Here is a 26,372-nt window from a genome sequence, read left to right on the forward strand (position 1 = left end):
TAAAAATAATCCTTAGCTCTTTTAATACCCTGGCTTCGCTTTGTAGAACTATTTCTACATCACTTTTTACAAGTTCTACCAATAAATAGCTCTTATATTGGCTGATAATATATTATCTATTTCCAATTAGCTGTTCAGCAATAGGACTACACCCATTAAAATTTGTAACCCAATAAACTATGAATACCTTGTGTGCCTATAGCTTACGTTTTAGAATTGTAAAATTATTTAAACGGTTGATTGATCAATAGCGCAACATTGATCTAACCTGTACATTTGCAGGCTGAAGTCTGAAAACATGTGGTTATAGAGAATTATATAGATTTTGGATAGACCATTGGATGCTCTTTAAGCGAATAGATCTGGCTCAACCTGGAGGTTTACAGATCAATGCATTTGTCTAGACTTGTAAATTCTATTAGTAACCCAGTATTCACCAAAAAGCTGATATAAATAAAACTAATGCACCATTCCACATATCACTCCCAATTAGTCAAATGGATCTCCATGGTCTTTTTGCTTCTGGTAGCGAATGCATCTTATTCTCAAACAACTGTAGTTAGTGGAATTGTGATGGACGCAGGCACAAAAGACCCTATTCCTTTTGCTTCTGTGTATTTTAGGGAAGGGAAAGGAGTGACGGCAGATTCCACAGGCCATTTTGAAATGAGAACCAACAGGGTCGTTAACCAGTTGGTTGTTTCATATATAGGCTATAAAACCAGGACGATTTCCATAAAGAATGGAGTGGAACAAACAGTGAATGTTGAATTATGGCTTGATAATACCAAGGACCTGGGCAAAGTGGTCATCAAGAGTAAAAAGAAAATCAATTATCACAATAAGGATAACCCAGCTGTTGAACTTATACGCCGCGTTATTGCCAACAGGGACAAAAACAAGCCGGAGTTTTATGACTATGTTGAATATGAGCAATATGAAAAGTTACAGCTTTCATTAAGTAAGGTTTCTGAAAAGGTGGCTAATAATAAGCTATTAAAACCTTTTCAATTCCTTTTTGAAAATAAGGATACTACCAAGATTCCAGGTAAGACGCTTATTCCTATATACCTGGAAGAAAAGATTACCGACAATTATTTCAGGAAAAGCCCTGAGAAAAAGAAATCCATAGTAGAAGCGGACCGCAAAGTAAATTTTGGGGAATTCGTTGACAGCAATGGCGTAAGTTCTTACCTGAACAGGCTTTATGAAGATGTCAATATTTACGACAACAATATATCTCTTTTCACACGCGAGTTTCTTAGCCCGATTGCAGACATGGCACCTACGTTTTACATGTTCTTCATCCGGGATACTGTAACTGATGCTGCAGGTAAGAAACTTGTAAAAATGTACTTTACTCCCCGAAATACCAATGACTTCCTGTTCAGGGGTACCATGTTCATTACGCTTGATTCTAACTATGCTGTTCAAAAATTGAACATGACAGTTAGCCCGAATATCAACCTGAACCTGGTTCGTGAAATGTATATAACCCAGGAATTTGAACAATACCCCGCCGATGGTAAATACCATGTTATAAAAAGTAATGTCCTTGCAGAAGCCAGTTTAACCAAAAGAAGAGGTAATGGAATTTTTGGTGAACGTACAGTATCCTATAAAAATTACACAATCAATAAACCCAGGGATCCTCAGTTCTATGATGGCCCTTCATTAGTTACCCTTAAAAATCCTATACAAAACAGGGATAGTTTTTGGGCAGTGCGAAGGCACGATACCTTGACAGTTGCTGAAGCCAAGGTATATACAAACATCGATAGCCTGAAAACCCTGAAGCCTTATCGAAGGTTCATGGATGTAGCTAATATATTGCTGGCGGGATATAAGAATTTTGGAAAGTTCGAGATTGGGCCTGCCAATGCTTTTTATAGTTTCAACCCTATAGAAGGTTTTAGGTTGCGTTTTGGTGGAAGGACTACTCCTAAATTAAGCAAGCGGGTATACCTTGAAACTTATGGTGCGTACGGCTTTAAAGATGAAAAATGGAAAGGCTTCCTGGCATTGACCTATTCATTAAATAATAAGTCTATTTATTCCTTTCCCTTAAACTATATTAAGGCAAGTGCCCAGAGAGAAACAAGAATTCCAGGGCAAGAGCTGCAATTTGTGCAGGAAGATAATTTCCTCTTGTCCTTTAAAAGGGGTAAGAACGATAAATGGTTGTATAATACTATTTACCGTTTGAACTATGTTCATGAGTTAGCCAACCATTTTTCCTACGATCTTGGAATAAAGAACTGGAGACAGGAACCTGCAGGAGCAATTGAATACATAAAAGAGCATAATAGTGTATTCGTGAAAGACTCCTCTGTTACTACAACAGATCTTTCATTGGAGTTAAGATGGGCCCCGGGTGAGCAATTTTACCAGGGTACTGTATTTAGAACTCCCATTATTAATAAACATCCCATATTTCGATTCAGGTACATTAGGGGTATTAAGGGCCCTTTCAATGGTCAATATAATTATGATAACCTGAATCTTTCTATTTCTAAAAGGGTATATATGTCTCAATTTGGCAATAGTGACATGATACTTGAAGGGGGATATATATTTGGTAAGGTTCCTTATCCATTACTTACGGTTCATCGTGCCAACCAAACATATGCTTACCAACTTGCTTCATATAATCTAATGAACTTTCTTGAGTTTGTAAGCGACCGGTATGTTAGCCTGAATATAGATCACCATTTTAATGGATTTATATTCAATAGGCTTCCACTTATTAAAAAGCTTGACCTCAGGGAAGTTGTTACTGCCAAAGTATTATATGGTGGGGTTCGAAGTGAGAATGACCCTGAAAAGAATCCAGATCTGTATAAGTTTCCTAATTATAATGGTGTCCCTACCACATTTGCAATGGACAAAGAACCATATATAGAAGGCAGTGTAGGTATCAGTAACATTTTCAAATTGCTTCGTGTAGATGTAGTGAAGCGGTTTACTTATCTAAATCATCCCGATATAGCCACATGGGGCATTCGGGGAAGAGTTCGATTTGAATTCTAACAATGCTTAAGCTTTTCGGAAACGGAAAGCTTTTTTAATACATAGAAATAAAAAAAGCCTCCTAAGAAAAGAGGCTAAAGTGTACAGAGGAGCAGACTTGAACTGCCGTCCGCCTCAGGCGGATATGAATTCGATGCAGTGATATTCCATAATGATCTTTTGATGTATCCAATTTCTTCCTTGCCCGCTTTTTAATGCTCTTTCTCTTTTCATAGCATCTGCCTTATCTATAAAATACTCACAATAAATTACTTCCCATGGTCTGTATCTTACAGTCCAACTTTCCCGGGAAAGATAGTTGTGGCTTTTAAAGCGCTCAATAAGGTTAGAAGTAAAGCCTATATATATTTTCTCGTTCTTTGTAGAATAGAGTATGTAAACTGTATAAGGCATAAAGCCATTTAAAATAGTAATTTTCTCATTACAAATAAACTTTGATAATAACCCTTCAAGAGGTATTAAAGGGTAATAAAAAAGCTCCAGTAAAGGAGGCTAAAGTGTACAGAGGAGCAGACTTGAACTGCCGTCCGCCTCAGGCGGATATGAATCCGATGCTCTATTTTAGAAATAAGAAAGCCTCCTGAAAAGGAGGCTATTTAGTAGCGAGGAGCAGACTTGAACTGCCGTCCGCCTCAGGCGGATATGAATCCGAATGCTTCGTAATCTGAAAATATTTTTCGCCTTATCCATTCTCTCCCTTTTCCACCCTTTAATTGTTTTTCGCGAAACATGGCAGATGATTTATCTGGGAAATACTCACAATAAATTACTTTCCACGGTCTGTAGTTCAATGTCCACCCTTTATGACCTAATTCATTATGGCTTTTGAACATTTCTATCAAATTTGAAGTAAATCCTACATAGGTCTTATTGTATTTGGAAGAATAAAGTATATAAACAGTATAACACATAAGGCGATACTGAAGATAATAGATTCTCTGCAGGAAGTATAAGACCTTAAACTGCCGACCTTGAAAATAAAACAACAAAAGCTTCGGATGGGATCTTCTCTGTATCGAGGAGCAGACCTAAACTGGCGTCCGCCTCAGGCGGATATGAATTCGATGCTCTATTTTATTATAGAAATAAGAAAGCCTCCAGAAAAGGAGGCTATTTAGTAGCGAGGAGCAGACTTGAACTGCCGACCTTCGGGTTATGAATCCGATGCTCTAACCAGCTGAGCTACCTCGCCTTATATCCCACTTCATTTATGCCTGTAAAGATAATTATGAAGTTCCCCTGGTTAAGGGGGTGCAAAAATAAGTATTCAGTCCTTTAATGGAAAATCATTTTTTCTTCTTTAACAAGGTGTAATAATTACCTTTCTGCAAAACTCCAAGAAATGGTACAGGTGCGGGTGGCCAATGCCTCAGATGCCCGGCAAATACTGGAAATATATACTCCCTATATATTGGGCACTGCTTTTACTTTTGAAACAGAAGTTCCTTCAGAAGCTGAGTTCAAAGAAAGAATGCAAAAATACCTGCATGCAAGACCCTGGCTGGTTTGTACACTTGATGGATCTGTCATTTGCTATGTTTATGCTTCAGGGCACCGGGAAAGGGCAGCCTACCAATGGTGTTGTGAATCTTCTGTATATACAAAAAAAGATTTCCAGGGAATGGGTATTGGGCGGGAATTATACAAGGTGCTGTTTCAAATCCTTAAAATGCAGGGATACAGGAATATTTATGCGGGAATAACTCTACCTAATGAACCTAGTATAAAGCTTCACGAAAAATGTGGGTTCACACATTTTGCTACATATGATAATATCGGCTATAAATTGGGAGAATGGAAAAATGTAGGGTGGTGGAAACTTTCTGTCAATCATTATGATCGCAAGCCTTCACCACCCATTGCATTTGGTGAGATGGACCCAATCCAGTTTAATGAAATTTTCATCACTGCAGCGGATCGCATCTCAAAGAAGCTGGTTTACTGATTTACATACTGGTTGGTACCAGAACCGTCCTGCACACTTTCAGCTTCGCTGCGTAAAATGTTTGGATTGTCATTTGTGTTTTCAGTAGAACCTTTATGTTTTGTTTCTATATACTCTTTGAAATTCATCACATCCTGGCGTATCAGTTTTTCAAATACCGGGTTCAAAGCTTTCGCCAGTCCTGAACCTATTTCTCCTGCAGGTGGATGGTAACTTATCACCACTTCTAACTCTGTACCCTGTCCGCCAGCTGCATCCTGAAAGGTAACCTTGCCGGCATTATTGATAGTTGAATTAGGAATAGACTGCCAGCCTATCATATAATTAGGCTCTTCTTTTACTATTTCAGCATTCCATTTTATTCTTCCTATGTTTCCAGGGATCACGGCTTCCCAATGAGAATGCTTGGAATCTATTTCCGTAACAGAAGCCAGGTGCTTCATGAATAAAGGAAGATTTTCCAGTTTTCTCCAGAAAGCATACACTTCTTCTTTTGATTTATTCACTATCATGCTCGTACGGATGTTTACGGCATCAGTGTTGGAAACACCTTTTGTTTTTCCCATGCTCGCATATACAGGACAGTGACCTGATGCACCCCTGTAAAGCAATACACCACCAACAGCCAGTTTCACCAGGCTATTCATAGGGTGTTTGATCAAGCTATTCAGACCGGAGGACAATAACCATGCTCCTACAGCTGCGCTTGCTATCCGTTCTCCTTGTCCTACATTAATTACTCCGCTTCCTGCCTGAGGTTGAAACTCATTATCGGCATGCCAGCTTCCATATTGTTCATTTGCCATAAACTGTATTTTTTATGAAATAGTTGAAATTGATCGTTCTCCCAATATTTTGCAATTATTATGCCTCCGGATGTCAATTTCTGCGCATAAAAAAAGCCCCAACTTTGTTGAGGCTAAATCTTAATATATCATTTACTGAGTAGCATTTTACCCATCAGCTGGTAGCGAAGATAATGGCTAGTCTATCTTATAGATAGCCTATTCAGTAGTCATTCTGAAACCTATAGAATAGCTTCCTCATTTTTCACGCTCTTCACTTCAGTACGGCCAGGGTACACCTGTAATGCTTTCTCTAAACAATCCATTGCGTCGTCAAGGTCTTTTAAATTAAGTACATACGCCAGGCGCACTTCTTTTTTTCCCAGGCCCGGCGTACCATAAAATCCTGTGGCAGGTGCGAGCATTACTGTACGGTTATTTACTGAAAATTCTTCAAGCAGCCATTGGCAAAACTTATCCGAATCGTCAATAGGCAATTGAGCCATGGCATAAAATGCACCTCCAGGGTTGGGACAAAATACCCCGGGCATATTATTCAACCTTTTCACCAGCAAATTTCTCCTGGCAATATATTCAGCTTTGGGAGCATCAAAGTAAGAGGCAGGCAGATCTACCGCAGCTTCACCCATGATCTGTGCAAGGCCTGGAGGACTAAGCCTTGCCTGGGCAAATTTCATAGCCGCATCATAAACTGCTTTGTTGCGGGTAACGAAAGCGCCTAAACGAGCGCCACAGGCACTGTACCTCTTACTTACCGTATCCATAAGCACCACATTGTCATCCATGCCCGTTAAATGAAGCGCACTTACATATTCACCAGAGTAGGCAAACTCCCTGTATGCCTCATCAGAAAACAGGTACAGGTTATGTTTCAAACAAATGGTTTTAAGTGCTTCCATCTCCTGGCGGCTATATAAATAGCCGGTAGGATTGTTGGGATTACAAACAACGATAGCCTTTGTGTTTGCAGTGATCACTGTTTCAAAATCTGAAATAGGAGGAAGGGCAAAACCATTTTCAATATTTGAAGTAATGGGCACCACTTTAACTCCGGCGGCTACTGCAAATCCATTATAATTCGCATAGAACGGTTCAGGGATGATCACTTCATCTCTAGGATTGAGACAGGTTAAAAAACCAAAAAGAATAGCTTCAGATCCACCTGTTGTGATCAATATCTGGTCCTTGGTAATATCTATACCAACCGTTTTATAGTATTGAACCAGCTTTTTTCTATAGCTCTCATTTCCCGCACTATGACTATATTCCAATACACGGATATCAGCATCTCTCACTGCATCTAATATGGCAGGCGGAGTTTCAATATCAGGTTGCCCTATATTAAGATGGTAAACTTTAATTCCCTTTTTCTTAGCTGTTTCAGCATACGGAACTAATTTTCTTATGGGGGAGGGGGGCATCTGCTTTCCCCTTTCTGAGATTTCTAACATCCGGCAAAGATAAAATTTGTAACCAACTGGTAAATAGAGTTATCGCAGGTAATTCATGTTTAACAGGAAAGTTAGAACAGGTATTAAAAAGAAACATCCCCTGGCAGGCAGGGGATGTTTCAATATTTATGGATACTTATAAGTAATTATCCCTTCTTTACTTTAGTTTCAACTTTACCATTCTTCTCTTCTACTTTTACTTTCTTTACATCATCAGCTTTAAGAGCACCTGCTTTTGACAGCGCATCATAAGCATTAGCATCAACTACTTCACCTGTGATCTTTACGATCTTTTGTTGTTGGTAGCCTGCGATCTTTACGTTTACATCTTTTTCAAAATGTCCCATAGCTGCTGCATTGTAACCAACTTTCAATTTAGAAGTTGCATTAGGCGCAATGGGCTCCTTAGAAAATTCCGGGGTAGTACAGCCACAGCCTGCCCATGCATTTTCAATGGTAATAGGCTTGTCGCTGGTGTTGGTAATAGTAAAGTAAGTAGTAACAGGCTGACCTTGCTTGATTTTTCCAAAATCATATTTGTCAACATTCACTTTCATTACTTCCTCAGCTTTTTGTTGTGCCATAGCAGTAAATCCTGTGGCGAATACGGCAGCAAGTAGAAGAATTCTTTTCATGTTCTTATTGTATTTGTTGTTTTAAAAAGTTTACCGATGCATTAGATGGAGCAGATCCTGCCGGTGCTTTCCAGACAGTTCCCTTTATCTTGATTTGTTTTGTTTGATTTCCGTTGTATGTAACCGTAATAAATTTTTCAAAATGTCCTTCAGCTGCAGCATTATATCCCACTTTTATCTTATCTGTAGCCCCGGCAGCAATTGGTTCTTTATTCCATTCAGGCGTGGTACAGCCACAACTGGCAGTTACATTCTCCAGTTTTAAGGGAGATTCGGTTTTATTAGTTACATCAAAAAAATGATAAACAGGCTTGCCCTGGGGTATTTTGCCAAAGTCATATTCTGTTTCTTTCAGATTTATGGCATCTGCTGGTGTCTGGGCTTTCAGGGCCGTGAAACCCACCATGGTTAAGAATAATACCAACATTTTCTTCATAAGAAAGCTATTGAACCCAAAAATAATATAATCTAAGGTGAAAGTATAGTAAAACCAACAATTTGTGATTTTTTAACGATGTAGGGTTTCCCCTATTTTTGTCAGATGGAAAATACATTTGAAACCCAGGAACAATCCCTTGAAAAACTTTCCTTTGATAGTTTTAAAGCAGAGGTTCTCCAGGATTATCAATGGGTTTGCATAAGCCGGGAAGCTAGCCTGATAGGCCGTAAAGAGGTGCTGACAGGTAAGGCAAAGTTTGGCATCTTTGGCGATGGCAAGGAAGTAGCCCAGGTGGCCATGGCCAAGTTTTTCCAACCCGGTGATTTCAGATCTGGTTATTACCGTGATCAAACATTTGCCTTTGCCAGTGAGATCGCTACTGTAGAGCAGTTCTTTGCCCAGTTGTATGCCGATCCTGATGTCAACAATGATCCTTTTAGTGCCGGCAGGCAAATGGTTTCCCATTTTGCTACTCCTTTTGTTGATAGTAATGGCGAGTGGCTGAATCTTATAGAACAAAAGAACGTTTCTGCTGATATTGCTCCTACAGCCGGCCAGATGGTCAGGGGCCTCGGATTGGCCTTTGCTTCCAAAACTTTCAGGAATGTGCCCGAATTACAACAGTTTTCCCATCTATCCGAAAAAGGTAATGAAGTTTGTTTCTGTACTATAGGTGATGCCTCAACTTCCGAAGGTCAATTTTGGGAAACCATCAATGCCGCAGGTGTTATGCAGGTTCCCCTTGCAGTGTTTGTATGGGATGATGGTTATGGCATATCTGTTCCCAAAAAATATCAAACAACAAAGGGATCCATTTCAGAGGCTTTGAGTGGTATGCAGAAAGAGGAATATTCTAATGGATTCAATATATATAAAGTTAAAGGCTGGGATTATGCAGGTATGTGTGAAGCTTTTGAAGAAGGTATCCGCCTGGCAAGGGAAACACATACACCAGCCTTATTCCATGTAGAGGAGTTAACACAACCCCAGGGGCATTCGACTTCCGGGAGCCATGAAAGGTATAAATCAAACGAAAGATTGCAATGGGAGCGGGATTGGGATGCTATGAAAAAAATGCGTGAATGGATCCTGGCGAATCTCCTTGCTTCTGAAGAGGAGCTTGATGATATTGAAAAAGAAGCTAAAGATCATGTGCGCTCAAGTAAAGCCCATGCCTGGGAAGCCTACCTGCAACCCATTAAAAAACAAGTGGCCCGCGCTGTTGAATTAATACAGGATGTTGCTTCAAAGATCAATGAACACCAACACGAACTGGAAGTTATTGCCAGGGAGCTTTCATCTATAAAGGAACCATTGAGACGGGATGTGATGAAAAACATTTATGCTTCCCTAAACCTCATTGGGGAACGTGATGAAGCTTATTGGTTAAAGGATTACTATAAGGAGTTGCAAAAGGAAAGTGATGCATTATACAACTCTCATTTATACAACCAGGGGCCAAAAAGTACGCTAAACATCAAAGCATCTCCTGTAAAGTACAACGCCGATGCCCCAACTGTAAATGGCTTCGAGATCCTGAATCATTATTTTGACCAGCTATTCGCCAGCAATCCAAAAGTTGTAGCTTTTGGTGAAGATCTTGGTTATATAGGCGATGTGAACCAGGGGTTTTCCGGTTTGCAGGCAAAGTATGGTGATCAGCGCATTTTTGATACGGGTATACGCGAGCTTACCATTATGGGCCAGGGTATTGGATTAGCGATGAGGGGATTAAGACCGATAGCTGAAATTCAATACCTTGATTATTTACTGTACGGATTACAGCCTTTGAGTGATGATGTATCAACCCTGCATTTCAGAACAAAGGGTCAACAAAGTTGCCCTATCATAGTGCGTACCAGGGGACATCGCCTGGAAGGCATCTGGCATAGCGGCTCTCCATTGGGTGTTGTTATTAATGCGCTTCGTGGCATGTATGTATGTGTGCCAAGGAACATGACCCAGGCCGCAGGTTTCTATAATACATTATTGCAGGGTAATGATCCTGCCATCGTAATTGAATGTTTGAACGGCTATCGTCTTAAAGAAAAACTTCCTTCCAATCTTTTGGAGTATGCTGTGCCACTGGGTGTGCCGGAAATATTAAAAGAAGGAACTGATATCACCATTGTGTCTTATGGTTCCACATTGCGCATCATTATGGAAGTAGCGCAACGCCTGCAAAAGCAAGGTATCAGTTGTGAAGTAATAGATGTGCAAACCCTTTTGCCATTTGATACCGGCCACATGATTCTAACATCATTACAAAAAACCAACAGGATCGTTTTTGTTGATGAAGATGTTCCAGGTGGAGCTTCAGCCTATATGTTCAATAAAGTAATGGAAGAGCAGAAAGGATACCGCTGGCTTGATGTGGCACCCCGAACTATTACAGCCAAAGCCCACAGGCCTTCGTATGGCAGCGACGGTGATTATTTCAGTAAGCCAAATGCAGAAGAGATTGAAACTGTTCTGCGTGCTATGATGGCTGAATAAACACTCTAAATATTATGTAAGATCCCGGTAACAAAACCGGGATTCTTTTTTTGATCAATCCTGTTGCACTTATCTTTAGAATAATGTACTCAAGCTTCTTAAACCTGATTGATATATTAGGAACATTTGCTTTTGCGGTAGCTGGAGGATTCTCCGCTATGGAAAGAAAGCTTGATCCTTTTGGAGTACTTATCATTGCTTTTGTTACGGCTATTGGTGGAGGCACCGTACGTGATGTTCTGGTAGGAAATTTTCCTGTCAACTGGCTGCATAATGGCAATACAATATTGATCATTTTTGTATCTGCAATCCTTACAATGATCTTTGGTAGTTACCTGAAACATTTAAATACGGCGCTCTTTATTTTTGATGCCCTTGGCCTGGGATTATTTACAATCATAGGCATTGAAGTTGGTTTGAAACAGGGATTCAGCGCCGGAATATGTATTGCATTGGGTACTATTTCCGCCTGTTTTGGGGGTGTGATCAGGGATGTGTTATTAAATAAAGTACCATTGATATTTCGGAAAGAGATATATGCACTTGCCTGTATCATTGGTGGCATTGCCTATTACCTGCTCAAGCAAACACATTTGAATGATGATGTAGCAAAAGTGATTTGTATACTCATGATATTTGTGATACGTTTTATCGCGGTTCGTTATAATCTTTCATTACCTCAAATTCAATTAAAATAATAAGATGAAGTTTTCTATTTACCAGGTTGATGCTTTTGCGGAAAATGTATTTTCTGGTAATCCCGCAGCCGTCATTCCATTAGAACATTGGATAGATGAAGACATTATGCAAAAGATAGCGATGGAGAATAACTTGAGTGAAACGGCATTCATTGTAAAAGAAGACGAGGTTTACCAAATACGGTGGTTTACCCCGGAGAATGAGGTAGATCTGTGTGGACACGCCACACTGGCTTCTGCTTATGTTATCAAGAATTTTATAGAACCTCATATAGCAGAGATCCAATTCAGAACGCAAAGAGCCGGCATGTTAAAGGCTTCTGCCAAAGAGGGAGTGTATACACTTGATTTTCCGGCCCGTATTCCTGACCCATGTACTGCCCCTGCAGGCTTGTTGAAAAGCCTTGGCACTGCTATCGCCGTTGAAATATTGAAATCAAGAGATTACTTTGTTGTACTGCCTGATGAAGAAGCTGTAAAAAATATAGAACCTGACTTCATATTAATGCAGCAGTTGGACAGCTTTGGGGTGATCGTTACCGCTAAAGGGCAATCTGCAGATGTGGTGTCTCGCTGTTTTTACCCAAGTGCAGGCATCAATGAAGATCCTGTCACAGGTTCAGCGCATTGCAACATTGTACCCTACTGGTCCGAAAAGCTAGGAAAGACCAAACTTCAATGTAAGCAATTATCAAAAAGAGGTGGTACCCTTGAATGTGAACTGTCAGGAGACAGGGTTTTATTATCAGGAAAATGTGTGCTGTTCCTCCAGGGAGAAATTGATATATAGTATTGCATTATTGCAGAAACCTTTTTTGCACATCCGGTGTTGGTACCATGCATTCGTCTCGTTTGCCAAACCATTTATAGCGGTTAGTGGCGATGAAATCATATATCGCATCACGCAGGAAATAGGGCACTATCCTTAGTATTTGCAATTCCTTCCAATACCAGGCAAAATAATTTGCCACTCTTAAAGCAGCTGCTGATTTCTGATAGACCTTTCCCTTATCAACCAGGAAAAAAGAATTCAACTCCCTTGCATCCAGGTCATGGGCTGCCAATAATCGCTGACCTGCTTCAGATTGTATGGAAGCAAACCTGAATATGCCTTTTTTATCATGGCGCAATACAAAGTTGATGGCACCATTACAAAGATTGCAGACCCCATCAAATAATATCACCGGGTTATCCATAGCTTATCAAAATTAGCTTCATTATGATTATAGAAGGCCCAGGCTCAAATGAAGTGCTTCTTTATATACAAACTTTATTAACGGTTTAGCCCTGCTGAAATGGCAGATAGGATAAAACATAAGGGCAGTAACCCTATAGCTTCTTCCGGGCTTAGCCCTATCTACTCCCTATCTACGATATAGATACTCCGTGCCGGCACGGAGTATCTATACCGTTGCTATACCGTAGCTATACCTCAGATAGGGAGGAGCTAAGTGGTAAGTAAACAGAAAACCCCTCATTCGTGGGTTTTACAGGGCTTCAAATGAGTTTACAGGGATTAGTAGTGATCAAAATGTAGTTGTAGTAAATAAAAGGAAGCTCACAGCCAGTAATACTGTGATTTTGGCAGTTGGCCAATGTTAGGTTCCTTACCAGGTAATGGGGAATTTAAAAAGGCTGTCTTTTTATTAGACAGCCTTTTTTAATAAGTTATTGGAGGTTATGAAAGACTTTTTGAACATCTTCATCCTGTTCGAGCTTATCTACCAGTTTCAGCACATCCTGTGCCTGCTCTTCTGATAATTCAACAGTGGTGGTAGGGATCCATTCTAGTTCGGCACTTAAGGGCGTTATACCTTTTTCTTCAAGAGCCTTTTGAAGGTTTCCGAAATCACTGAAGGCACAGCGCAGCACTATTACATCCTCTCCATTTTCACCGGTTCCTTCACCCAGTTCTTCAAGGCCATGGTCAATCAGTTCCAGTTCCAGGTCATCCATGTTCAGACCCTGGGGAGCTAATTTGAAAGTGCCGACCTTTTTAAACTGGAAGCTTACACTGCCACTGTTACCTAAGGCACCATTGCCTTTATTGAAAATAGATTTTACATTGGCCACTGTGCGTATGTGGTTATCAGTGGCTGTTTCAACCAACACTGCCACACCATGAGGGGCATATCCTTCATACAGGATCTCCTCATAATTCTCCATCTCCTTGCCCTGTGCTCTTTTGATAGCTGCTTCAACCCTGTCCTTGGGCATATTCACTGCCTTAGCATTTTGCATGCAGCGGCGTAAAGCTGGATTGGTGGCAGGATCAGGGCCTCCGGCTTTTACAGCAATGGCAATTTCCTTCCCTACCCGGGTAAATTGCTTAGCCATACGGTCCCAACGGGCAAACATGGTGGACTTTCTAACTTCAAATATGCGACCCATAAAAGTTTGATATTTATTATTTCAGGTTTTACGAACTTCTCATTCCATCAATACGTAATAATATATATGAATTGGGAAGCGCCGCAAAAGTACTATTTACAAATAAAAAAAGCAGCTATGTATAACCATAGCTGCCTTATTTAATAAAATTACTATTTATTTTCTTCTTAGCCTATTGCCATATAATACTGCATGAATGGCTGCAAAGACCAGGGCGAAATAAAACAATCCTGTATCTGGATTTTCAACGTCCATTACCCCATGATGTATAAAGGCTACAATTGCCAAAAGCACAACAAGGGAAAGGCCGGTCCATCCGATAATACGGTTGCTTCTACCTGTTGATTGTGTATCACCACTTGATAAATGGCTGTTTTTCATGCCATACCATATGTACACATCAAATCCTATCATCATCCATACTATCAAACGGATCCAGGTGTCAAGTGGTAGGAAGACCATCATAAATAAGCAGGTGGCGATACCCAGGACAGGAACAAGCGGAACCCATGGAGTTTTAAAAGCTCTTGGTGCATCCGGTTCGTTTTTCCTTAATACCATTACACCAATACATACAAGGATGAAAGCAAACAGGGTACCTATACTTGTCATTTCTCCCACCACTCTTGCAGGTACAAAGGCTGCAAAAAGGCTTACAAAAAGCATGAATAGGAAGTTGCTTTTTGAAGGTGTTCTGAATTTGGGATGTACGTCAGAAAATACCTTAGGCAATAATCCATCACGGCTCATACTATAGAATACACGGCTTTGCCCCATCAGCATCACTAATATCACAGATGAATAACCGGCAAGGATGGCTACGATAATAGCCCTGTTCAACCATGGATAATCCGGGTGAATGACACCAGCAGCATCAGCCTTACCCATATGTTCAATAGCCACAGCAACTGGTGCGATACCATCCTGTCCTTTGAAGGAAGTATAACTGGTAACACCGGTCATTACGTGGGCAAAAAGTATATAGAGAACAGTACAGATGGCAAGGGATCCCAGGATACCCCAGGGCATATCCCTTTTAGGATTTTTAGCTTCCTGTGCAGCGGTACTCACGGCATCAAAGCCTATATAGGCAAAGAACACAATAGCGGCTGCCCTGATGATTCCACTGAAACCATATTCGCCGAAAGTACCTGTATTCGTAGGGATATATGGGTTGTAGTTGTCATTGTTGATATACTTCCATCCAAGGAAAATGAACACCAATACCACTGCAACTTTTAAGGCAACGATAATTGAATTGACAAATGCACTTTCCTGTGTGCCCTTAATAAGCAACAGGCTCATTAAGACAACAATGAATACTGCTGGAACATTGATCATACCTCCATCAAAAGGCCCTGTGGCCATCCAGACGGGGAGGTGCACATCAAATCCTTCCAGGAACTTGACCAGGTAACGGCTCCAGCTAATACTTACTGTAGCGGCACCAACAGCATATTCCAGTACAAGGTCCCAACCTATGATCCAGGCAATGAATTCTCCCATGGTAGCATAGCTGTAGGTATATGCACTACCTGCAACGGGGATCATAGAGGCAAATTCTGCATAGCATAAACCGGCAAATAAACAACCGAGAGCTGCAACAACAAATGAAATGGTGATGGCTGGCCCTGCCTGGTTAGCGGCGGCACCACCTGTAATGGAAAATAATCCCGCACCAATAATTGCCCCAATACCAAGGGCTATCAATCCGCCAGCACCAAGGGTTTTCTTTAGGGTATGCCCACTACTGTCCTGGGCCTCAGCTAAAAGTCCTGCAAGAGGTTTCTTAACAAATAAACTCATGTGAAATTGTTGATTATGGTTCGTTTAAGCTCGTAAAATAAATAATAATTCATTAACACTACTTTTCTTTTATGATATATGGCTGCTCAAAAAGAATTGAAAATCTTTGATATCCCTTTTTTTTCCGATTTTCGGCGCGCTGTTAACAAGCGCACCGTATGAATAAAGGGAACCGTCTTACTCTATATATCATTCTGTCCATGATACTGGGTATCCTTGTTGGATATTTTATTTTTACCAGTACCGGTCCTGGCTTTCAAAAAAGCTTTTCAAACAATATTAAAATACTAAGCACCATTTTTATCAGGTTGGTGCAGATGATCATTGCCCCTTTGGTTTTTACTACGCTGGTTGTGGGTATTGCCAAACTGGGAGACCTGAAAACAGTGGGACGAGTGGGTGGTAAGGCCATACTTTGGTTTATAACAGCATCATTGGCTTCCCTGCTCATTGGGCTGGCATTGGTTAATTACTTTAAACCTGGCCAATACATCGATCTATCCCAAAAAGACGTGGAAGGATTGACAGACCTTGTTACCAAACAGAAAAGCTTTTCCCTTCAAAACTTTGTAGAACATGTTATCCCTAAAAGTTTTGTGGAGGCCATGGCCAATAATGAAATATTGCAACTGGTTGTGTTCTCTATTTTCTTTGGCGTAGCTGCTGCCGCTATTGGAGACTATACAAAACCACTGATCAAAGCACTGGATGTGGCTTCACATGTCATATTAAAGATGGTGAACTATGTAATGAACTTTGCACCTATAGGAGTATTTGGTGCCATAGCAGCAGTTGTGGCTTCAAAAGGCTTAGGAATATTTGTTTTTTACCTTAAATACTTTTCTTTCTTTTTAATTGGTATAGCCATTCTTTGGATACTGCTTTTAACAGTAGGTACTATCATTTTAAAAGGAAGGATCAGGGAATTGTTGCGCAGGATTGGAAGTCCTTTGCTGATTGCCTTCAGCACCACCAGCAGCGAAGCTGTTTTTCCAAAGCTTACAGAGGAACTGGAGCGTTTTGGCTGCAGGGATAAGATCGTGGCATTTGTTTTACCACTTGGCTATTCATTCAACCTGGATGGCAGTATGATGTATATGACCTTTGCCAGCCTGGCCATAGCGCAGGCTTATGGTATGCATATGCCAATTGAGACCCAGTTGATGATGCTGTTAGTGCTCATGTTAACTAGTAAAGGTATAGCTGGAGTGCCAAGAGCGTCGCTTGTTGTGGTTTTAGCCACCTGCTCCATGTTTAACATTCCACCTGAAGGAGTAGCTTTAATATTGCCAATTGATCATTTTTGTGATATGTTCAGAACAGCAACCAATGTGGTTGGAAATGCATTGGCAACCAGTGTGGTAAGTAAATGGGAGGGAGAATTAACTGAATAGCGATCATTTTAAGTACAGTAAAAAAGCAGCGTACAAACCTTTAAATCAGAAACAACCAGATGTTTAGCTTACTACATATAACAATGCTCCAGGGAGGATTTATTCAACAGTTTATAGAATGGATCATAACAAACGGGGGGCTATATTTCCTGTTGTTTGTGGTTTTTGCTGAAACAGGGTTATTCGTTGGCTTCTTTTTACCTGGGGACTCATTATTATTTGCTGCAGGCATTTATCTTGAAAACCTGGGTAAGGAGTTTTTCGGTCTTCCCTACGTTGTAATTATATTGGTGATCATCGCCTCTTTTTTAGGCAATATAGCTGGTTATTGGTTCGGCAGAAAGACGGGCCCCTTATTATATGAACGCAAAGAGACATGGTTGTTTAGAAAAAAACATTTGCTGAGAGCAACTGAATTTTATCACCAATATGGAAAGGCTACTATCTTTTTGGCAAAGTTTCTTCCCATCATCCGGACTTTTGCTCCTATTGTTGCGGGTGTTGTAAAAATGGAAAGACCTACTTTTATTTTCTATAACCTTTTAGGAAGTATTGCCTGGGTATGCAGTATGATGCTGGGTGGATATTTCCTGCAGTCCTGGGTGGAGCGTGAATTTAATTTCAGTTTGAAGGATCATATAGAGGCGATCACTATTGCCATAATATTGGTGACAACCCTGCCTGTCATTTACAAATTATTCTTTACCAAAAAGCAGCCTGCAACTACAACCGATCATAATTCAAAATGATAAATGAAACAAAAGAATCATTCTTCTGTTTTTAGCCTGGCTGTAGTGGTGGCAGCTCTGGGTTATTTTGTTGATATCTATGACCTGCTGCTTTTTACCATCGTCAGGGAACCCTCATTACAGGGAGTAGGCATAGACCTGGCTAATACAAAGCAGGTATTGGCTGCAAGCACAAGGATTATTAACTGGCAAATGATTGGCCTGCTGATTGGTGGCATCATTTGGGGTATCATGGGTGATAAGCGAGGAAGACTCAGTGTTTTATTTGGATCCATACTATTATATTCAATAGCCAATTTTATTACGGGATATGTTACTACCATTGACCACTATGCCTATGCCAGGTTTGTGGCAGGCATTGGGCTTGCAGGAGAATTGGGAGCAGGCATCACACTGGTAAGTGAGCTGTTACCAAAGGATAAACGTGGTATAGGTACTTCCCTTGTAGCAGGTATTGGTTTATTTGGGGCTGTATTTGCATTTTTTACCTACGAATACACCCAGGACTGGCGATTGTGTTATAAAATAGGAGGGGGACTTGGAGTTATATTGCTTCTGCTTAGAATTAGCGTGGCGGAGAGTGGTATGTTTCACGAGGTGAAACAGCAAAATGTGATACGGGGTAATATATTAATGTTCTTCAATAATGCAGTACGGTTCCGGAAATATGTACTGGCTATTTTGATTGGATTACCCACATGGTTTGTAATTGGCGTATTGGTAAACCTTAGCAACCGGTTTGCCCTAAGTCTGTATGGCGAAAATGCAGTGAATAGCGGCAAAGCCATTATGTATGCATATATAGGTATTGCTGTTGGTGATATATTGATTGGATTCATCAGCCAGTATTTTAAAAGCAGGAAAAAGGCGCTCTATCTTTTTTATGCTTTAAGCATTATCTCAGCTTTCCTGTTTTTCAGCCCCTGGAATAACAACGATACACGTATGTACATTATATGTACGGCTTTGGGGTTCAGCACGGGCTTTTGGGCCATTTTTGTAACTATGGGCGCCGAGCAGTTTGGAACCAATTTAAGAGCAACTGCTGCTACCACCATACCCAATATGGTGCGGGGATCGTTGCCCCTGATAAACCTGCTATTTAAAAATGTTTTCCAGGATAGCTGGGGCTGGGCACTTGTGAAAAGTGCTGTTGTTACAGGCATATTAGTAATGATCATTACTCTTATATCGGCTTATTTTACTGAAGAAACCTACCATAAGGATCTTAAGTATGTAGAAGAGTAATGGATCAAATGTTTATGAACTCAAATAATACATAGGTATAATAAAGGATCTCCAACTTTGCAATTCCAAATAAAAATCCAATCCAAAGACTATGAAGTTTTTGATAATCAGGTTTTCTTCCATTGGTGATATCGTTCTTACCACACCAGTGGTACGCTGTTTAAAAAAGCAGGTGCCAGGTGCGGAGATACATTTCCTTATAAAGCCCCAGTTCAAAACTGTTATGGCGCACAATCCCTACGTGGATAAGCTGCACTTACTTAGTGATGATTGGGAACAAATGATCGCTGATTTAAATGAAGAAAAGTTTGATCACATTATTGACCTGCACCATAATTTAAGGACCCTTAGAGTTAAGAAAGCGCTGAAGGTGCCTTCGGTAAGTTTCAATAAGCTCAATATTGAAAAGCTCATCTTCGTTAAGCTTAAGTGGAATGTAATGCCTAAGCTGCATATCATTGACCGCTATATGGAAACCGTGAAATCATTTGGCGTGCGGAATGATGGGGCAGGCATGGATTATTTTATTCCAAAAGAAGAGGAAGTTCAGCAAAATGATATTCCTGCATCGCACCAGCTTGGCTTTGTTGCCATCGTTATTGGTGCTTCTTTTTATACCAAGAAGCTACCTGTATATAAGTTGCAGGAACTGTGTCAGAAGATGGATCACCCTATTATCTTGTTAGGGGCGAAAGAAGAATTTGCTGAAGGGGAGGAAATAAGAAAGGTGGATCCGGTAAAGGTGTACAATGCTTGTGGAAAGTTTTCATTGAATGAAAGTGCGGACCTGGTACGTAAATCAAAACTGGTGATTGCTCACGACACAGGCCTGATGCACATAGCCGCTGCACTGAAAAAGCCTGTCATTGCTGTTTGGGGTAGCACTACACCATCGTTTGGGATGGTGCCTTATTATGGCGATAATTTCCTGCTTACACATGCGCGGCCTTATGACGATGCACAGGTACATAAGCTTTGGTGCAGGCCCTGTACAAAAATGGGAAGGAACCATTGTCCGCAGGGGCATTTCAAATGCATGAAAAAGATGGATATTGATGAATTGATAAGGAAAGCAAATGTCCGCCTGGGAAGATCAGCTCAATAAACGGATCCACTATCAGTGGTTAGCACCCGCTATTGATCAAAATTCAAATTTCTTTACTGTTGGATCATGCAGTATCATCTTGGTGAACCTGTTATGATTTTTTTCCGAACCATGCACGATCCATGTTCCTACCAGGTATTCTCCATTTTTTGTGCGCTTCAATCGTTTGTAATGAAGCTGGCATTCTTTGAACATGTTCTCGTATTGTTTAAGCAGGTCTTCCTGGTAAATGCTGACAATTTTATAAGTGTGCGATTGGTTGATCCTGTCTATAATACGCTCAAGTTTTGTCAATAACATCAAAGCCGACATAATGACCACAGTGCTGATGCCTACTAATACATACGCATTATCGGCAATGCCCATTCCCAGTGCTGCCACAGCCCATATGGTAGCCGCAGTGGTGATTCCATTGATCCTGTTATCAGACTTAAAAATGACTCCCGCGCCTAAAAAGCCAATTCCTGTTACAATATTCGAAGCTATCCTGTCAGAACTGGAGCCTGAGATATGAATAGAAAATGTGGTGAATAGAAAAGACCCCAGGCAGATCAGGATCATGGTTCTAAACCCAGCGCTCTTGCTATGGTATTCTCTTTCGGCACCAATCAACCCGCCTACCACGATCACCATTAAAAGCTGAAGTAACAATATGTCTATTGAAGGCATGCTATATGATATCAGTTTTCAAATTTATATCACTCAAGTGGGTACCTGGTACTATTAGAGGATAAATGATAAAAGAAAAGTCCGCCGAAGCGGACTGTCATTAAGCTATTTCGATCATTCTTGGGGGTTTCTGTTTCGCATGCTCCTTTTTAGGTACCACAAGATTTAAAACACCATTCTCATACTTTGCCTGGATCTTATCAGAATCCACCACATCTTTAGGAAGCTGGAAACTGCGTTGGAAAGATTGGTAACTAAATTCCTGCCGTGTATACTTTTCACCATCCTTCATCTCATTGCGATCTTCTTTTTCACTGCTAATAGTCAACAAGTTACCATCCAGCTCAATCTTGAAGTCATCTTTTGTCATACCGGGAGCGGCCATCTCAACTATAAAGTTATCATTGGTTTCCCTGATGTTCACCGATGGTAAGGTGGTATTTGTGGCTGAGTTATTGACAAGGCCCCAGTTTAAAAGGTCCCTGTTAAACAGATCATCAAAGATGCTGTTCATTCCCTGGAAAGAATTGTTTCTTTTAATTATTGACATAATAACCTCCGTTTTATTGGTTAATACATGCTAAAAGCAACAATAGCTTTCCATCAACCTAAATGCCATTACCAGCAACAACTGAAGTTTTTGCAGAATTCCTGAAAACTTGTCCCTTATCAGGGAGTACCTTCTGTAATATTATCATTATCTGCACTGCCCAGGCTGTAATCATTGTTTTCTTCGTCCTCTTCCCCAATTCTTTCATTTGCATCATCATTCTCCGACCCGGGAACATCAAGGTCGCTTGCGGTCCTCACTTCCCCAAAGCTTCGTTCATTTAATGGTTCATTCTGGAAGTCGGTATTGTCCATTCTTGCCTCTATGAGGTTATTTTCATCACGTGTGGGCAGGTAATCTATTTGCTCAAGTGCTTGTTTTTCACCCCTTGACACATCGCCTTCAGTTCCGGGTGTAAAATCTTCACTATCATCAAGGTCAAAAACACCTACGCCTTCTTCATCATCTGAGGCAATGGTAGTGTCACCAAGTGCGCCCACCGGAGGTGCATTTACAAACTCCTGCCCAGGTATATCTTTCACATCAGGCAGGTCAATAAATTCTTCCTGTGTTCTCATTTCCTCTCTGTCTTTTTGTGAATCCGGAAGATCTCCCGGAATTGAGGAGCGCCTTTCAATCCTGCTATTGCCGGGCTCCCTTTCACCACGGGGTATATTATTTTCTTTGCTATCCATATCTTTAGTTTACAGGATACTTGAAAATTTTATGCCGTGACAAGACAATGGCCAGTCTAAGACTGGCCATTCAAATCTGGTATGGTTAAGGCAGTAGGTAGTTTAGGGTCAAATCAGGACCTCGATCTCATTTATTTCTTTAATAAGGTCTTTGCCGCGGTATATTTTTATAGTGTCATACTTATGCAAACCCGGGAGTTTTTCTGAGAAAACCACCTCTTCCTCGCCTGAGGTACTTACTGAATCGCTTAATTCAACGCTTAACACCAGCGTTTGAGGATCGTTCTCCTGTATGCATTTTATAAAGAATGGATGTTGTGATGTTTTAGAAACAGGTACTTCACCCAAAATATAAAGGGTTCCGAAACTTTCTGTGCCTTCATGATCGAATTCGATCCAGGCTTCCCAAAGGTCTATTTCTGAAAGCAGGGTATTATTTCTCATGCCAGCAAGTTAGAAAACATAACATTGCGTGAAATGCGCAAAACACCATAAATAAACCCGTTTTTTCACCTAATTATTTACAAATGAGGGTAATGCCTCACTATACTTCAGAACCTGTCATATGGGCTGTATGTAACAGGCGGCCAAGTAGCTCGGTGACAGGTCCGGGTTTCCCGTTTCCTATAGGCTTTCCATTTATTATAGTAACGGGCAAAATCCCTTTTGTGGTGCTGCAAATAAAGGCTTCGCTTGCCTGTAAGGCTTCATCCGGTGATATGTTTCTTTCTTTAAGTTCAAAATGGCCCATTGCGGCCTTTATGATCCGGCTCCTGGTAACACCCTTTAATATATTTTCCCCCGCTGTATGGATCTCTCCGCCTGTTGTTACAATGAAAAAGTTTGACCGAGGACATTCTGTTATCGCACCATCCCTGAAATACAAAATATCATCTGCAGCGTGCAAATGAATATACGGTTGCAACCATATCTCCATAAGATAATCAATGGTTTTGGCTTCCGGAAGTTGCCGCTGGTACGGATACAGTGCCAGCCTGATCCCTTCTTTATACTGTACTTCTTTTGGTAGGGTGAACTGGTTTTCTGAAATAATAATATTGGGATTTGTCAAAGAATATCCATTGCCGGAATATCCCCCGGTAACAGTGATCCTTATGCCGGAATCGGAGATCCCATTTTTACTGATCAGAGAGTAGATAACTGATTTGATTGTTTCCCGGGAAAGTGGAATGGAGAGGTGCATTATTTCTGCCGAACGAAACAAGCGGTCCAGGTGCTCTTCTACTAAAAGCGGTACTTTGTCCTTTACCCGGAAGAAATCAAAGAAGCCATAACCTCTTTGAATGGAAAGGTCACGATAATGAATCAAGCCTTTATCTTCTGTTACAAAATCATCATTAATAAAAACAAAGGTTTCCATTAGTGTTCGGGGTTAGTGAAAGATGCGTAGTTTTTAATAGATCTTCCCACTTTCATCATTATTGATCAATTCCTGGGCAACGGAGGAATTAAAGATACCCTCACGGTTGTTTATCACCTGGCGAAGTAGATCGTGAATGGTAATGATACCGGCAAAGCTTTTGTTTTCGTCATAAGCCAGCAGGTAACGTATCTTATGGCTATTCATTAATTGCATGCAATATTCCACGGTATCATTAAATCCTACAATAGGCAAATCGGTTGTCATAACCTCTTTAACTTTTGTAGAATTACTTGCCCTGCCTTTCAGTATAACATTCCGGCTGTAATCTCTTTCGCTGAAAACCCCCTGGTAATTTTGGTCTTGCATCACCACCAGGTAGCTTAAATTCACTGAACTTAAAAGATTAAGGGCGTCAATAACAAGGGTGTCTGGTGTAACGGTATTAAAGGGCTTTGCTTTACTCTCAAGTACATTTTTCACTGTTAGCATCGTATAGTTCAATTTTATTTTTGCATCAAAGTTCGTTCATCATTCTCAAAACACGGTGGTGGAAAATGTTTCTTACGAAAAGTCTGCCTGCTTAGCTGCGGCATAGAATTTATAGTTGTTAAGATAAATCCCCTTTTATGGATAAAATGAAAGATCTCCTTGATCTGTTAAAACACGAAGTGCAAGATCTGTATTCAGTGGAAGAACAGATCATTGCAGCTATGCCTTTAATGATAGAAAAAGCAAACAACTGGGAGTTGAAAAAAGCATTACAAACCCATCTAAAGGTAACTCAAAAGCAATTTTCCAGGCTGGAACAAGTGCAGAATATGATGGGAATTGAGCAGGAAAATGATGAAAAGAAAGGCTTGTTTAGCCGTCTTTTTAAAAGCCGGCAGGTTTGTAAAGGCATGCAAGGTATAATTGAAGAAGGCAACAAGGTGATGAAGGAAGATATGAATCAGGATGTTTTGGATGCAGCCATTATTGCCAGTGCACAGAAAATTGAACACTATGAAATATGCGGCTATGGTACAGCACGTACATATGCCAGGGAACTTGGATTGAATGAAGTAGGCCAGCTCCTTGAAACAACCTTAAATGAAGAGTATGAAGCAGATGACTTGTTGACAAAACTGGCAGTGACGGGTATTAATAGAGAAGCAGAAGGTAAACCCAGGTCCCAAAAAAGAAGCCATGTAGGCGGAACGCAAAAACAGGAAACAGCACAAAACACTAAAGTGCCTGAAGCAGAAATGGAAATGGTATCTAATAACAAAAGTAGTAGTGGGACAAACACGAGGAAGAGATCAGTGGGAACAGAGGGGCCGCAAAAAAAAGAGGTTACCAGGCTATCTTCTTCACCACAACGAAGCGCCGGTACAAAAAGAACCAGTGCAGCGAGTGAAAGATCAAATAGGAAAGTCTACCCAGGTAAACCGTAAGGATACCAGCACTGGAAAAGGAAGAAGATCATCTGACAGTGATTCACGAACACGTTAAATAGCTATGCAATAACTAGTCTCTTACAAAGCGCCGTCTCCAGGTTTGGGGACGGTTTTTTTATCTTGTAGTCTATGGTCCCAAAATAATACCAATAGAGAAATTGGAAGGGTCAAGCTTGATGTTTCTACGTGTTCCTGAAGGGTAAAGCGAATAGGCCATGAACGGTCCCAAGGAAAAATAATCAGAGAATTTGTGCTGAAAACCACAACGAATGTAGCCACCAACAGTATTCCTTTTTATCATTGGCCCCGGTGTATACCATGGAGTAAATCCTGTATATATAAAACTGGCTCCTGCTGCATATTCATACCTGTTACTTCCAATTAACTTTTTTTGGCCCAGGCCGGCATATATCGTTACTATTTCCGAGCCTGTATTAGGTGGCTGATAAAGGTTACCTCCCTGGCCATCTTCCATATAATCTTTCGCAGGGCATAAAGCCGCAGTGAATCCCCAGTCAAATGATAGTTTACTTCCATTCAGTTTGTGCATCATGGAAAGACCTGCCATATAATTAACGGTATACGGTCTAAAGCTGGAGTTCATGATATGAATACCTACCGGCATTTGAAAATGAAAGCTGCCTTCTTCCCGTTCCTGTGAAATGGCATGGCCTGCCATAACAAGGAACATGAGCAAAAAAATCGAAGATCTCTTATAGGCAGGAATCATATGAATTCTTTTAACTAATATGATTAATTATTGAATAATACAGAATGAGGCCCATCATAAATAGCACTGACAATACTCAGTAACGGTAATTATATTTTAAACCTACACTTCCTATTGTTGAGATAATTATATGCACACAGCTGGGATTATAATCTCTTCCTTTCAATCTCATGCATTGTAGCAGGGACAATAGATTCAATGGTATTTAATAACTTTGAATACAAATCCGGGATCATGAATATTACCACTAGAATTTCAAGGTGGAGACATTCTTATCCATCTTTCTTATTATTGATAGCAAGGATCATCCTTGGGATTATTTTAATAGTAAAAGGTATCTTTTTTATCAGCCATGCACAGCAATTGAAAGATATGATCCTGGCTAGCCGTTTTTCAGGTTGGGTTGGAATTTTAACCGCCTACGTAACTTTTGCCCACCTTTTTGGTGGTGTATTTATAATTATAGGGTTATTCACCCGTATAGCTGCTCTCCTTCAAATCCCTGTCTTGCTGGGCGCTTTATTCTTTATATTACCAGTTCACGAAGTAAATGATATGGGCTCCGACCTGATACTTTCTTTAATTGTTCTTGGTTTACTCATTTATATATTAAAGAAGGGTAGTGGTAGTATTTCAATGGAAGACTATCTGAAACACCATCTTCTTTAACATTTTTGTACCTGTACTATTAACTGACTTTACCTGATAAAGCCTT

27 protein-coding genes and 1 tRNA gene are annotated in these 26,372 nt (G+C 40.5%); 11 read left to right on the plus strand and 17 right to left on the minus strand.

Annotated elements, in window-relative coordinates; genetic code table 11:
* The first annotated feature begins 507 nt into the window (after positions 1-507).
* A complete protein-coding gene (locus BUA53_RS15380) occupies positions 508-3,030 on the plus strand; it encodes a DUF5686 and carboxypeptidase-like regulatory domain-containing protein (RefSeq protein WP_245793170.1) in 2,523 nt (840 codons plus the stop codon).
* Between the two features lie 114 nt (positions 3,031-3,144).
* Here BUA53_RS15380 and BUA53_RS15385 read toward each other — a convergent pair whose 3' ends face one another.
* From BUA53_RS15385 to BUA53_RS15395, 3 genes are all read right to left on the minus strand, one after another.
* Positions 3,145-3,423 (minus strand): GIY-YIG nuclease family protein, encoded by a 279-nt coding sequence (locus tag BUA53_RS15385; RefSeq protein ID WP_072836284.1) that lies wholly within the window; start codon positions 3,421-3,423, stop codon positions 3,145-3,147.
* Positions 3,424-3,662: 239 nt separating this feature from the next.
* Positions 3,663-3,941 carry a GIY-YIG nuclease family protein gene (locus BUA53_RS15390; protein WP_072836285.1) on the minus strand — a complete coding sequence of 93 codons (279 nt, stop codon included), beginning with the start codon at positions 3,939-3,941 and terminating at the stop codon, positions 3,663-3,665.
* 207 nt (positions 3,942-4,148) lie between these two features.
* Positions 4,149-4,222: transfer RNA gene (locus BUA53_RS15395), tRNA-Met, on the minus strand.
* Positions 4,223-4,372: 150 nt separating this feature from the next.
* Between BUA53_RS15395 and BUA53_RS15400 the strand changes: the two genes are divergently transcribed.
* On the plus strand, positions 4,373-4,975 hold the full coding sequence (locus tag BUA53_RS15400; RefSeq protein WP_072836286.1) for a GNAT family N-acetyltransferase: 603 nt from the start codon (positions 4,373-4,375) through the stop codon (positions 4,973-4,975).
* Here the strand turns inward: BUA53_RS15400 and BUA53_RS15405 are convergent.
* The 4 genes from BUA53_RS15405 to BUA53_RS15420 all read right to left on the minus strand — a co-directional run bounded on the left by BUA53_RS15405 (position 4,969) and on the right by BUA53_RS15420 (position 8,303).
* On the minus strand, positions 4,969-5,781 hold the full coding sequence (locus BUA53_RS15405) for an SRPBCC family protein (protein ID WP_072836287.1): 813 nt from the start codon (positions 5,779-5,781) through the stop codon (positions 4,969-4,971). The two genes, BUA53_RS15400 and BUA53_RS15405, sit on opposite strands and share 7 nt — an antisense overlap.
* 221 nt (positions 5,782-6,002) lie before the next feature.
* On the minus strand, positions 6,003-7,232 hold the full coding sequence (locus tag BUA53_RS15410; RefSeq protein WP_072836288.1) for a pyridoxal phosphate-dependent aminotransferase: 1,230 nt from the start codon (positions 7,230-7,232) through the stop codon (positions 6,003-6,005).
* Positions 7,233-7,378: 146 nt separating this feature from the next.
* A complete protein-coding gene (locus BUA53_RS15415; protein WP_072836289.1) occupies positions 7,379-7,867 on the minus strand; it encodes a DUF1573 domain-containing protein in 489 nt (162 codons plus the stop codon).
* Positions 7,868-7,871: 4 nt separating this feature from the next.
* Positions 7,872-8,303 (minus strand): DUF1573 domain-containing protein, encoded by a 432-nt coding sequence (locus tag BUA53_RS15420; RefSeq protein ID WP_072836290.1) that lies wholly within the window; start codon positions 8,301-8,303, stop codon positions 7,872-7,874.
* 105 nt (positions 8,304-8,408) lie between these two features.
* Between BUA53_RS15420 and BUA53_RS15425 the strand changes: the two genes are divergently transcribed.
* The 3 genes from BUA53_RS15425 (at position 8,409) to BUA53_RS15435 (ending at position 12,290) form a co-directional block, all read left to right on the plus strand.
* Positions 8,409-10,802 carry an alpha-ketoacid dehydrogenase subunit alpha/beta gene (locus tag BUA53_RS15425; protein WP_072836291.1) on the plus strand — a complete coding sequence of 798 codons (2,394 nt, stop codon included), beginning with the start codon at positions 8,409-8,411 and terminating at the stop codon, positions 10,800-10,802.
* Between the two features lie 83 nt (positions 10,803-10,885).
* Entirely contained in the window at positions 10,886-11,500 is a 615-nt protein-coding gene (locus tag BUA53_RS15430) for a trimeric intracellular cation channel family protein (protein WP_072836292.1), read from the plus strand.
* A 4-nt stretch (positions 11,501-11,504) separates the two neighbouring features.
* The gene (locus BUA53_RS15435; protein WP_072836293.1) at positions 11,505-12,290 is read left to right on the plus strand and encodes a PhzF family phenazine biosynthesis protein; all 786 of its coding nucleotides are present in this window, start codon (positions 11,505-11,507) and stop codon (positions 12,288-12,290) included.
* A 7-nt stretch (positions 12,291-12,297) separates the two neighbouring features.
* Here the strand turns inward: BUA53_RS15435 and BUA53_RS15440 are convergent, their stop codons facing one another.
* From BUA53_RS15440 to BUA53_RS15450, 3 genes are all read right to left on the minus strand, one after another.
* A complete protein-coding gene (locus BUA53_RS15440; RefSeq protein WP_072836294.1) occupies positions 12,298-12,696 on the minus strand; it encodes a thiol-disulfide oxidoreductase DCC family protein in 399 nt (132 codons plus the stop codon).
* A 472-nt stretch (positions 12,697-13,168) separates the two neighbouring features.
* Entirely contained in the window at positions 13,169-13,891 is a 723-nt protein-coding gene (locus BUA53_RS15445; RefSeq protein WP_072836295.1) for a YebC/PmpR family DNA-binding transcriptional regulator, read from the minus strand.
* 156 nt (positions 13,892-14,047) lie between these two features.
* Complete coding sequence (locus tag BUA53_RS15450; protein ID WP_072836296.1) at positions 14,048-15,697, minus strand: amino acid permease; 1,650 nt, start codon at positions 15,695-15,697, stop codon at positions 14,048-14,050.
* Between the two features lie 158 nt (positions 15,698-15,855).
* On the opposite strand from BUA53_RS15450, the gene BUA53_RS15455 reads away from it, so the two are divergent.
* The 4 genes from BUA53_RS15455 (at position 15,856) to BUA53_RS15470 (ending at position 20,193) form a co-directional block, all read left to right on the plus strand.
* Positions 15,856-17,091 (plus strand): dicarboxylate/amino acid:cation symporter, encoded by a 1,236-nt coding sequence (locus BUA53_RS15455; protein ID WP_072836297.1) that lies wholly within the window; start codon positions 15,856-15,858, stop codon positions 17,089-17,091.
* A 59-nt stretch (positions 17,092-17,150) separates the two neighbouring features.
* The gene (locus tag BUA53_RS15460; protein ID WP_245793172.1) at positions 17,151-17,840 is read left to right on the plus strand and encodes a DedA family protein; all 690 of its coding nucleotides are present in this window, start codon (positions 17,151-17,153) and stop codon (positions 17,838-17,840) included.
* A 3-nt stretch (positions 17,841-17,843) separates the two neighbouring features.
* On the plus strand, positions 17,844-19,088 hold the full coding sequence (locus BUA53_RS15465; RefSeq protein ID WP_072836299.1) for an MFS transporter: 1,245 nt from the start codon (positions 17,844-17,846) through the stop codon (positions 19,086-19,088).
* Positions 19,089-19,179: 91 nt separating this feature from the next.
* Positions 19,180-20,193, plus strand: a complete 1,014-nt coding sequence (locus tag BUA53_RS15470; protein ID WP_072836300.1) for a glycosyltransferase family 9 protein — start codon at positions 19,180-19,182, stop codon at positions 20,191-20,193.
* A gap of 36 nt (positions 20,194-20,229) precedes the next feature.
* Here BUA53_RS15470 and BUA53_RS15475 read toward each other — a convergent pair whose 3' ends face one another.
* From BUA53_RS15475 to BUA53_RS15500, 6 genes are all read right to left on the minus strand, one after another.
* Positions 20,230-20,862 (minus strand): MgtC/SapB family protein, encoded by a 633-nt coding sequence (locus tag BUA53_RS15475; protein ID WP_072836301.1) that lies wholly within the window; start codon positions 20,860-20,862, stop codon positions 20,230-20,232.
* A gap of 100 nt (positions 20,863-20,962) precedes the next feature.
* Complete coding sequence (locus BUA53_RS15480; protein ID WP_072836302.1) at positions 20,963-21,412, minus strand: Hsp20/alpha crystallin family protein; 450 nt, start codon at positions 21,410-21,412, stop codon at positions 20,963-20,965.
* 119 nt (positions 21,413-21,531) lie between these two features.
* Entirely contained in the window at positions 21,532-22,107 is a 576-nt protein-coding gene (locus tag BUA53_RS20950) for a hypothetical protein (protein ID WP_084080155.1), read from the minus strand.
* A 108-nt stretch (positions 22,108-22,215) separates the two neighbouring features.
* Positions 22,216-22,551 (minus strand): hypothetical protein, encoded by a 336-nt coding sequence (locus BUA53_RS15490; RefSeq protein ID WP_072836303.1) that lies wholly within the window; start codon positions 22,549-22,551, stop codon positions 22,216-22,218.
* 100 nt (positions 22,552-22,651) lie between these two features.
* Positions 22,652-23,488, minus strand: a complete 837-nt coding sequence (locus BUA53_RS15495; RefSeq protein ID WP_072836304.1) for an aminotransferase class IV — start codon at positions 23,486-23,488, stop codon at positions 22,652-22,654.
* A gap of 33 nt (positions 23,489-23,521) precedes the next feature.
* Complete coding sequence (locus BUA53_RS15500) at positions 23,522-23,980, minus strand: CBS domain-containing protein (RefSeq protein WP_072836305.1); 459 nt, start codon at positions 23,978-23,980, stop codon at positions 23,522-23,524.
* Between the two features lie 137 nt (positions 23,981-24,117).
* On the opposite strand from BUA53_RS15500, the gene BUA53_RS15505 reads away from it, so the two are divergent.
* Entirely contained in the window at positions 24,118-24,924 is an 807-nt protein-coding gene (locus BUA53_RS15505) for a DUF892 family protein (RefSeq protein WP_072836306.1), read from the plus strand.
* 130 nt (positions 24,925-25,054) lie between these two features.
* Here BUA53_RS15505 and BUA53_RS15510 read toward each other — a convergent pair whose 3' ends face one another.
* Positions 25,055-25,618 (minus strand): hypothetical protein, encoded by a 564-nt coding sequence (locus tag BUA53_RS15510; protein ID WP_175546092.1) that lies wholly within the window; start codon positions 25,616-25,618, stop codon positions 25,055-25,057.
* A gap of 273 nt (positions 25,619-25,891) precedes the next feature.
* Here BUA53_RS15510 and BUA53_RS15515 point away from each other — a divergent pair, with 273 nt between their 5' ends.
* Positions 25,892-26,326, plus strand: coding sequence for a DoxX family protein (locus BUA53_RS15515; RefSeq protein ID WP_072836328.1), 435 nt, complete (start codon positions 25,892-25,894; stop codon positions 26,324-26,326).
* The last annotated feature ends 46 nt before the right edge of the window (positions 26,327-26,372 follow it).

It is taken from the genome of Flavisolibacter ginsengisoli DSM 18119 (assembly GCF_900129295.1).
GTDB lineage: Bacteria > Bacteroidota > Bacteroidia > Chitinophagales > Chitinophagaceae > Flavisolibacter > Flavisolibacter ginsengisoli.

Bases quoted from the DNA above. Each gene is read 5' to 3' on its own strand.
- BUA53_RS15380 (WP_245793170.1), top strand. From the start codon at position 508: ATGGTCTTTTTGCTTCTGGTAGCGAATGCATCTTATTCTCAAACAACT.
- BUA53_RS15385 (WP_072836284.1), bottom strand. From the start codon at position 3,423: ATGCCTTATACAGTTTACATACTCTATTCTACAAAGAACGAGAAAATA.
- BUA53_RS15390 (WP_072836285.1), bottom strand. From the start codon at position 3,941: ATGTGTTATACTGTTTATATACTTTATTCTTCCAAATACAATAAGACC.
- BUA53_RS15400 (WP_072836286.1), top strand. From the start codon at position 4,373: ATGGTACAGGTGCGGGTGGCCAATGCCTCAGATGCCCGGCAAATACTG.
- BUA53_RS15405 (WP_072836287.1), bottom strand. From the start codon at position 5,781: ATGGCAAATGAACAATATGGAAGCTGGCATGCCGATAATGAGTTTCAA.
- BUA53_RS15410 (WP_072836288.1), bottom strand. From the start codon at position 7,232: ATGTTAGAAATCTCAGAAAGGGGAAAGCAGATGCCCCCCTCCCCCATA.
- BUA53_RS15415 (WP_072836289.1), bottom strand. From the start codon at position 7,867: ATGAAAAGAATTCTTCTACTTGCTGCCGTATTCGCCACAGGATTTACT.
- BUA53_RS15420 (WP_072836290.1), bottom strand. From the start codon at position 8,303: ATGAAGAAAATGTTGGTATTATTCTTAACCATGGTGGGTTTCACGGCC.
- BUA53_RS15425 (WP_072836291.1), top strand. From the start codon at position 8,409: ATGGAAAATACATTTGAAACCCAGGAACAATCCCTTGAAAAACTTTCC.
- BUA53_RS15430 (WP_072836292.1), top strand. From the start codon at position 10,886: ATGTACTCAAGCTTCTTAAACCTGATTGATATATTAGGAACATTTGCT.
- BUA53_RS15435 (WP_072836293.1), top strand. From the start codon at position 11,505: ATGAAGTTTTCTATTTACCAGGTTGATGCTTTTGCGGAAAATGTATTT.
- BUA53_RS15440 (WP_072836294.1), bottom strand. From the start codon at position 12,696: ATGGATAACCCGGTGATATTATTTGATGGGGTCTGCAATCTTTGTAAT.
- BUA53_RS15445 (WP_072836295.1), bottom strand. From the start codon at position 13,891: ATGGGTCGCATATTTGAAGTTAGAAAGTCCACCATGTTTGCCCGTTGG.
- BUA53_RS15450 (WP_072836296.1), bottom strand. From the start codon at position 15,697: ATGAGTTTATTTGTTAAGAAACCTCTTGCAGGACTTTTAGCTGAGGCC.
- BUA53_RS15455 (WP_072836297.1), top strand. From the start codon at position 15,856: ATGAATAAAGGGAACCGTCTTACTCTATATATCATTCTGTCCATGATA.
- BUA53_RS15460 (WP_245793172.1), top strand. From the start codon at position 17,151: ATGTTTAGCTTACTACATATAACAATGCTCCAGGGAGGATTTATTCAA.
- BUA53_RS15465 (WP_072836299.1), top strand. From the start codon at position 17,844: ATGAAACAAAAGAATCATTCTTCTGTTTTTAGCCTGGCTGTAGTGGTG.
- BUA53_RS15470 (WP_072836300.1), top strand. From the start codon at position 19,180: ATGAAGTTTTTGATAATCAGGTTTTCTTCCATTGGTGATATCGTTCTT.
- BUA53_RS15475 (WP_072836301.1), bottom strand. From the start codon at position 20,862: ATGCCTTCAATAGACATATTGTTACTTCAGCTTTTAATGGTGATCGTG.
- BUA53_RS15480 (WP_072836302.1), bottom strand. From the start codon at position 21,412: ATGTCAATAATTAAAAGAAACAATTCTTTCCAGGGAATGAACAGCATC.
- BUA53_RS20950 (WP_084080155.1), bottom strand. From the start codon at position 22,107: ATGGATAGCAAAGAAAATAATATACCCCGTGGTGAAAGGGAGCCCGGC.
- BUA53_RS15490 (WP_072836303.1), bottom strand. From the start codon at position 22,551: ATGAGAAATAATACCCTGCTTTCAGAAATAGACCTTTGGGAAGCCTGG.
- BUA53_RS15495 (WP_072836304.1), bottom strand. From the start codon at position 23,488: ATGGAAACCTTTGTTTTTATTAATGATGATTTTGTAACAGAAGATAAA.
- BUA53_RS15500 (WP_072836305.1), bottom strand. From the start codon at position 23,980: ATGCTAACAGTGAAAAATGTACTTGAGAGTAAAGCAAAGCCCTTTAAT.
- BUA53_RS15505 (WP_072836306.1), top strand. From the start codon at position 24,118: ATGGATAAAATGAAAGATCTCCTTGATCTGTTAAAACACGAAGTGCAA.
- BUA53_RS15510 (WP_175546092.1), bottom strand. From the start codon at position 25,618: ATGTTCCTTGTTATGGCAGGCCATGCCATTTCACAGGAACGGGAAGAA.
- BUA53_RS15515 (WP_072836328.1), top strand. From the start codon at position 25,892: ATGAATATTACCACTAGAATTTCAAGGTGGAGACATTCTTATCCATCT.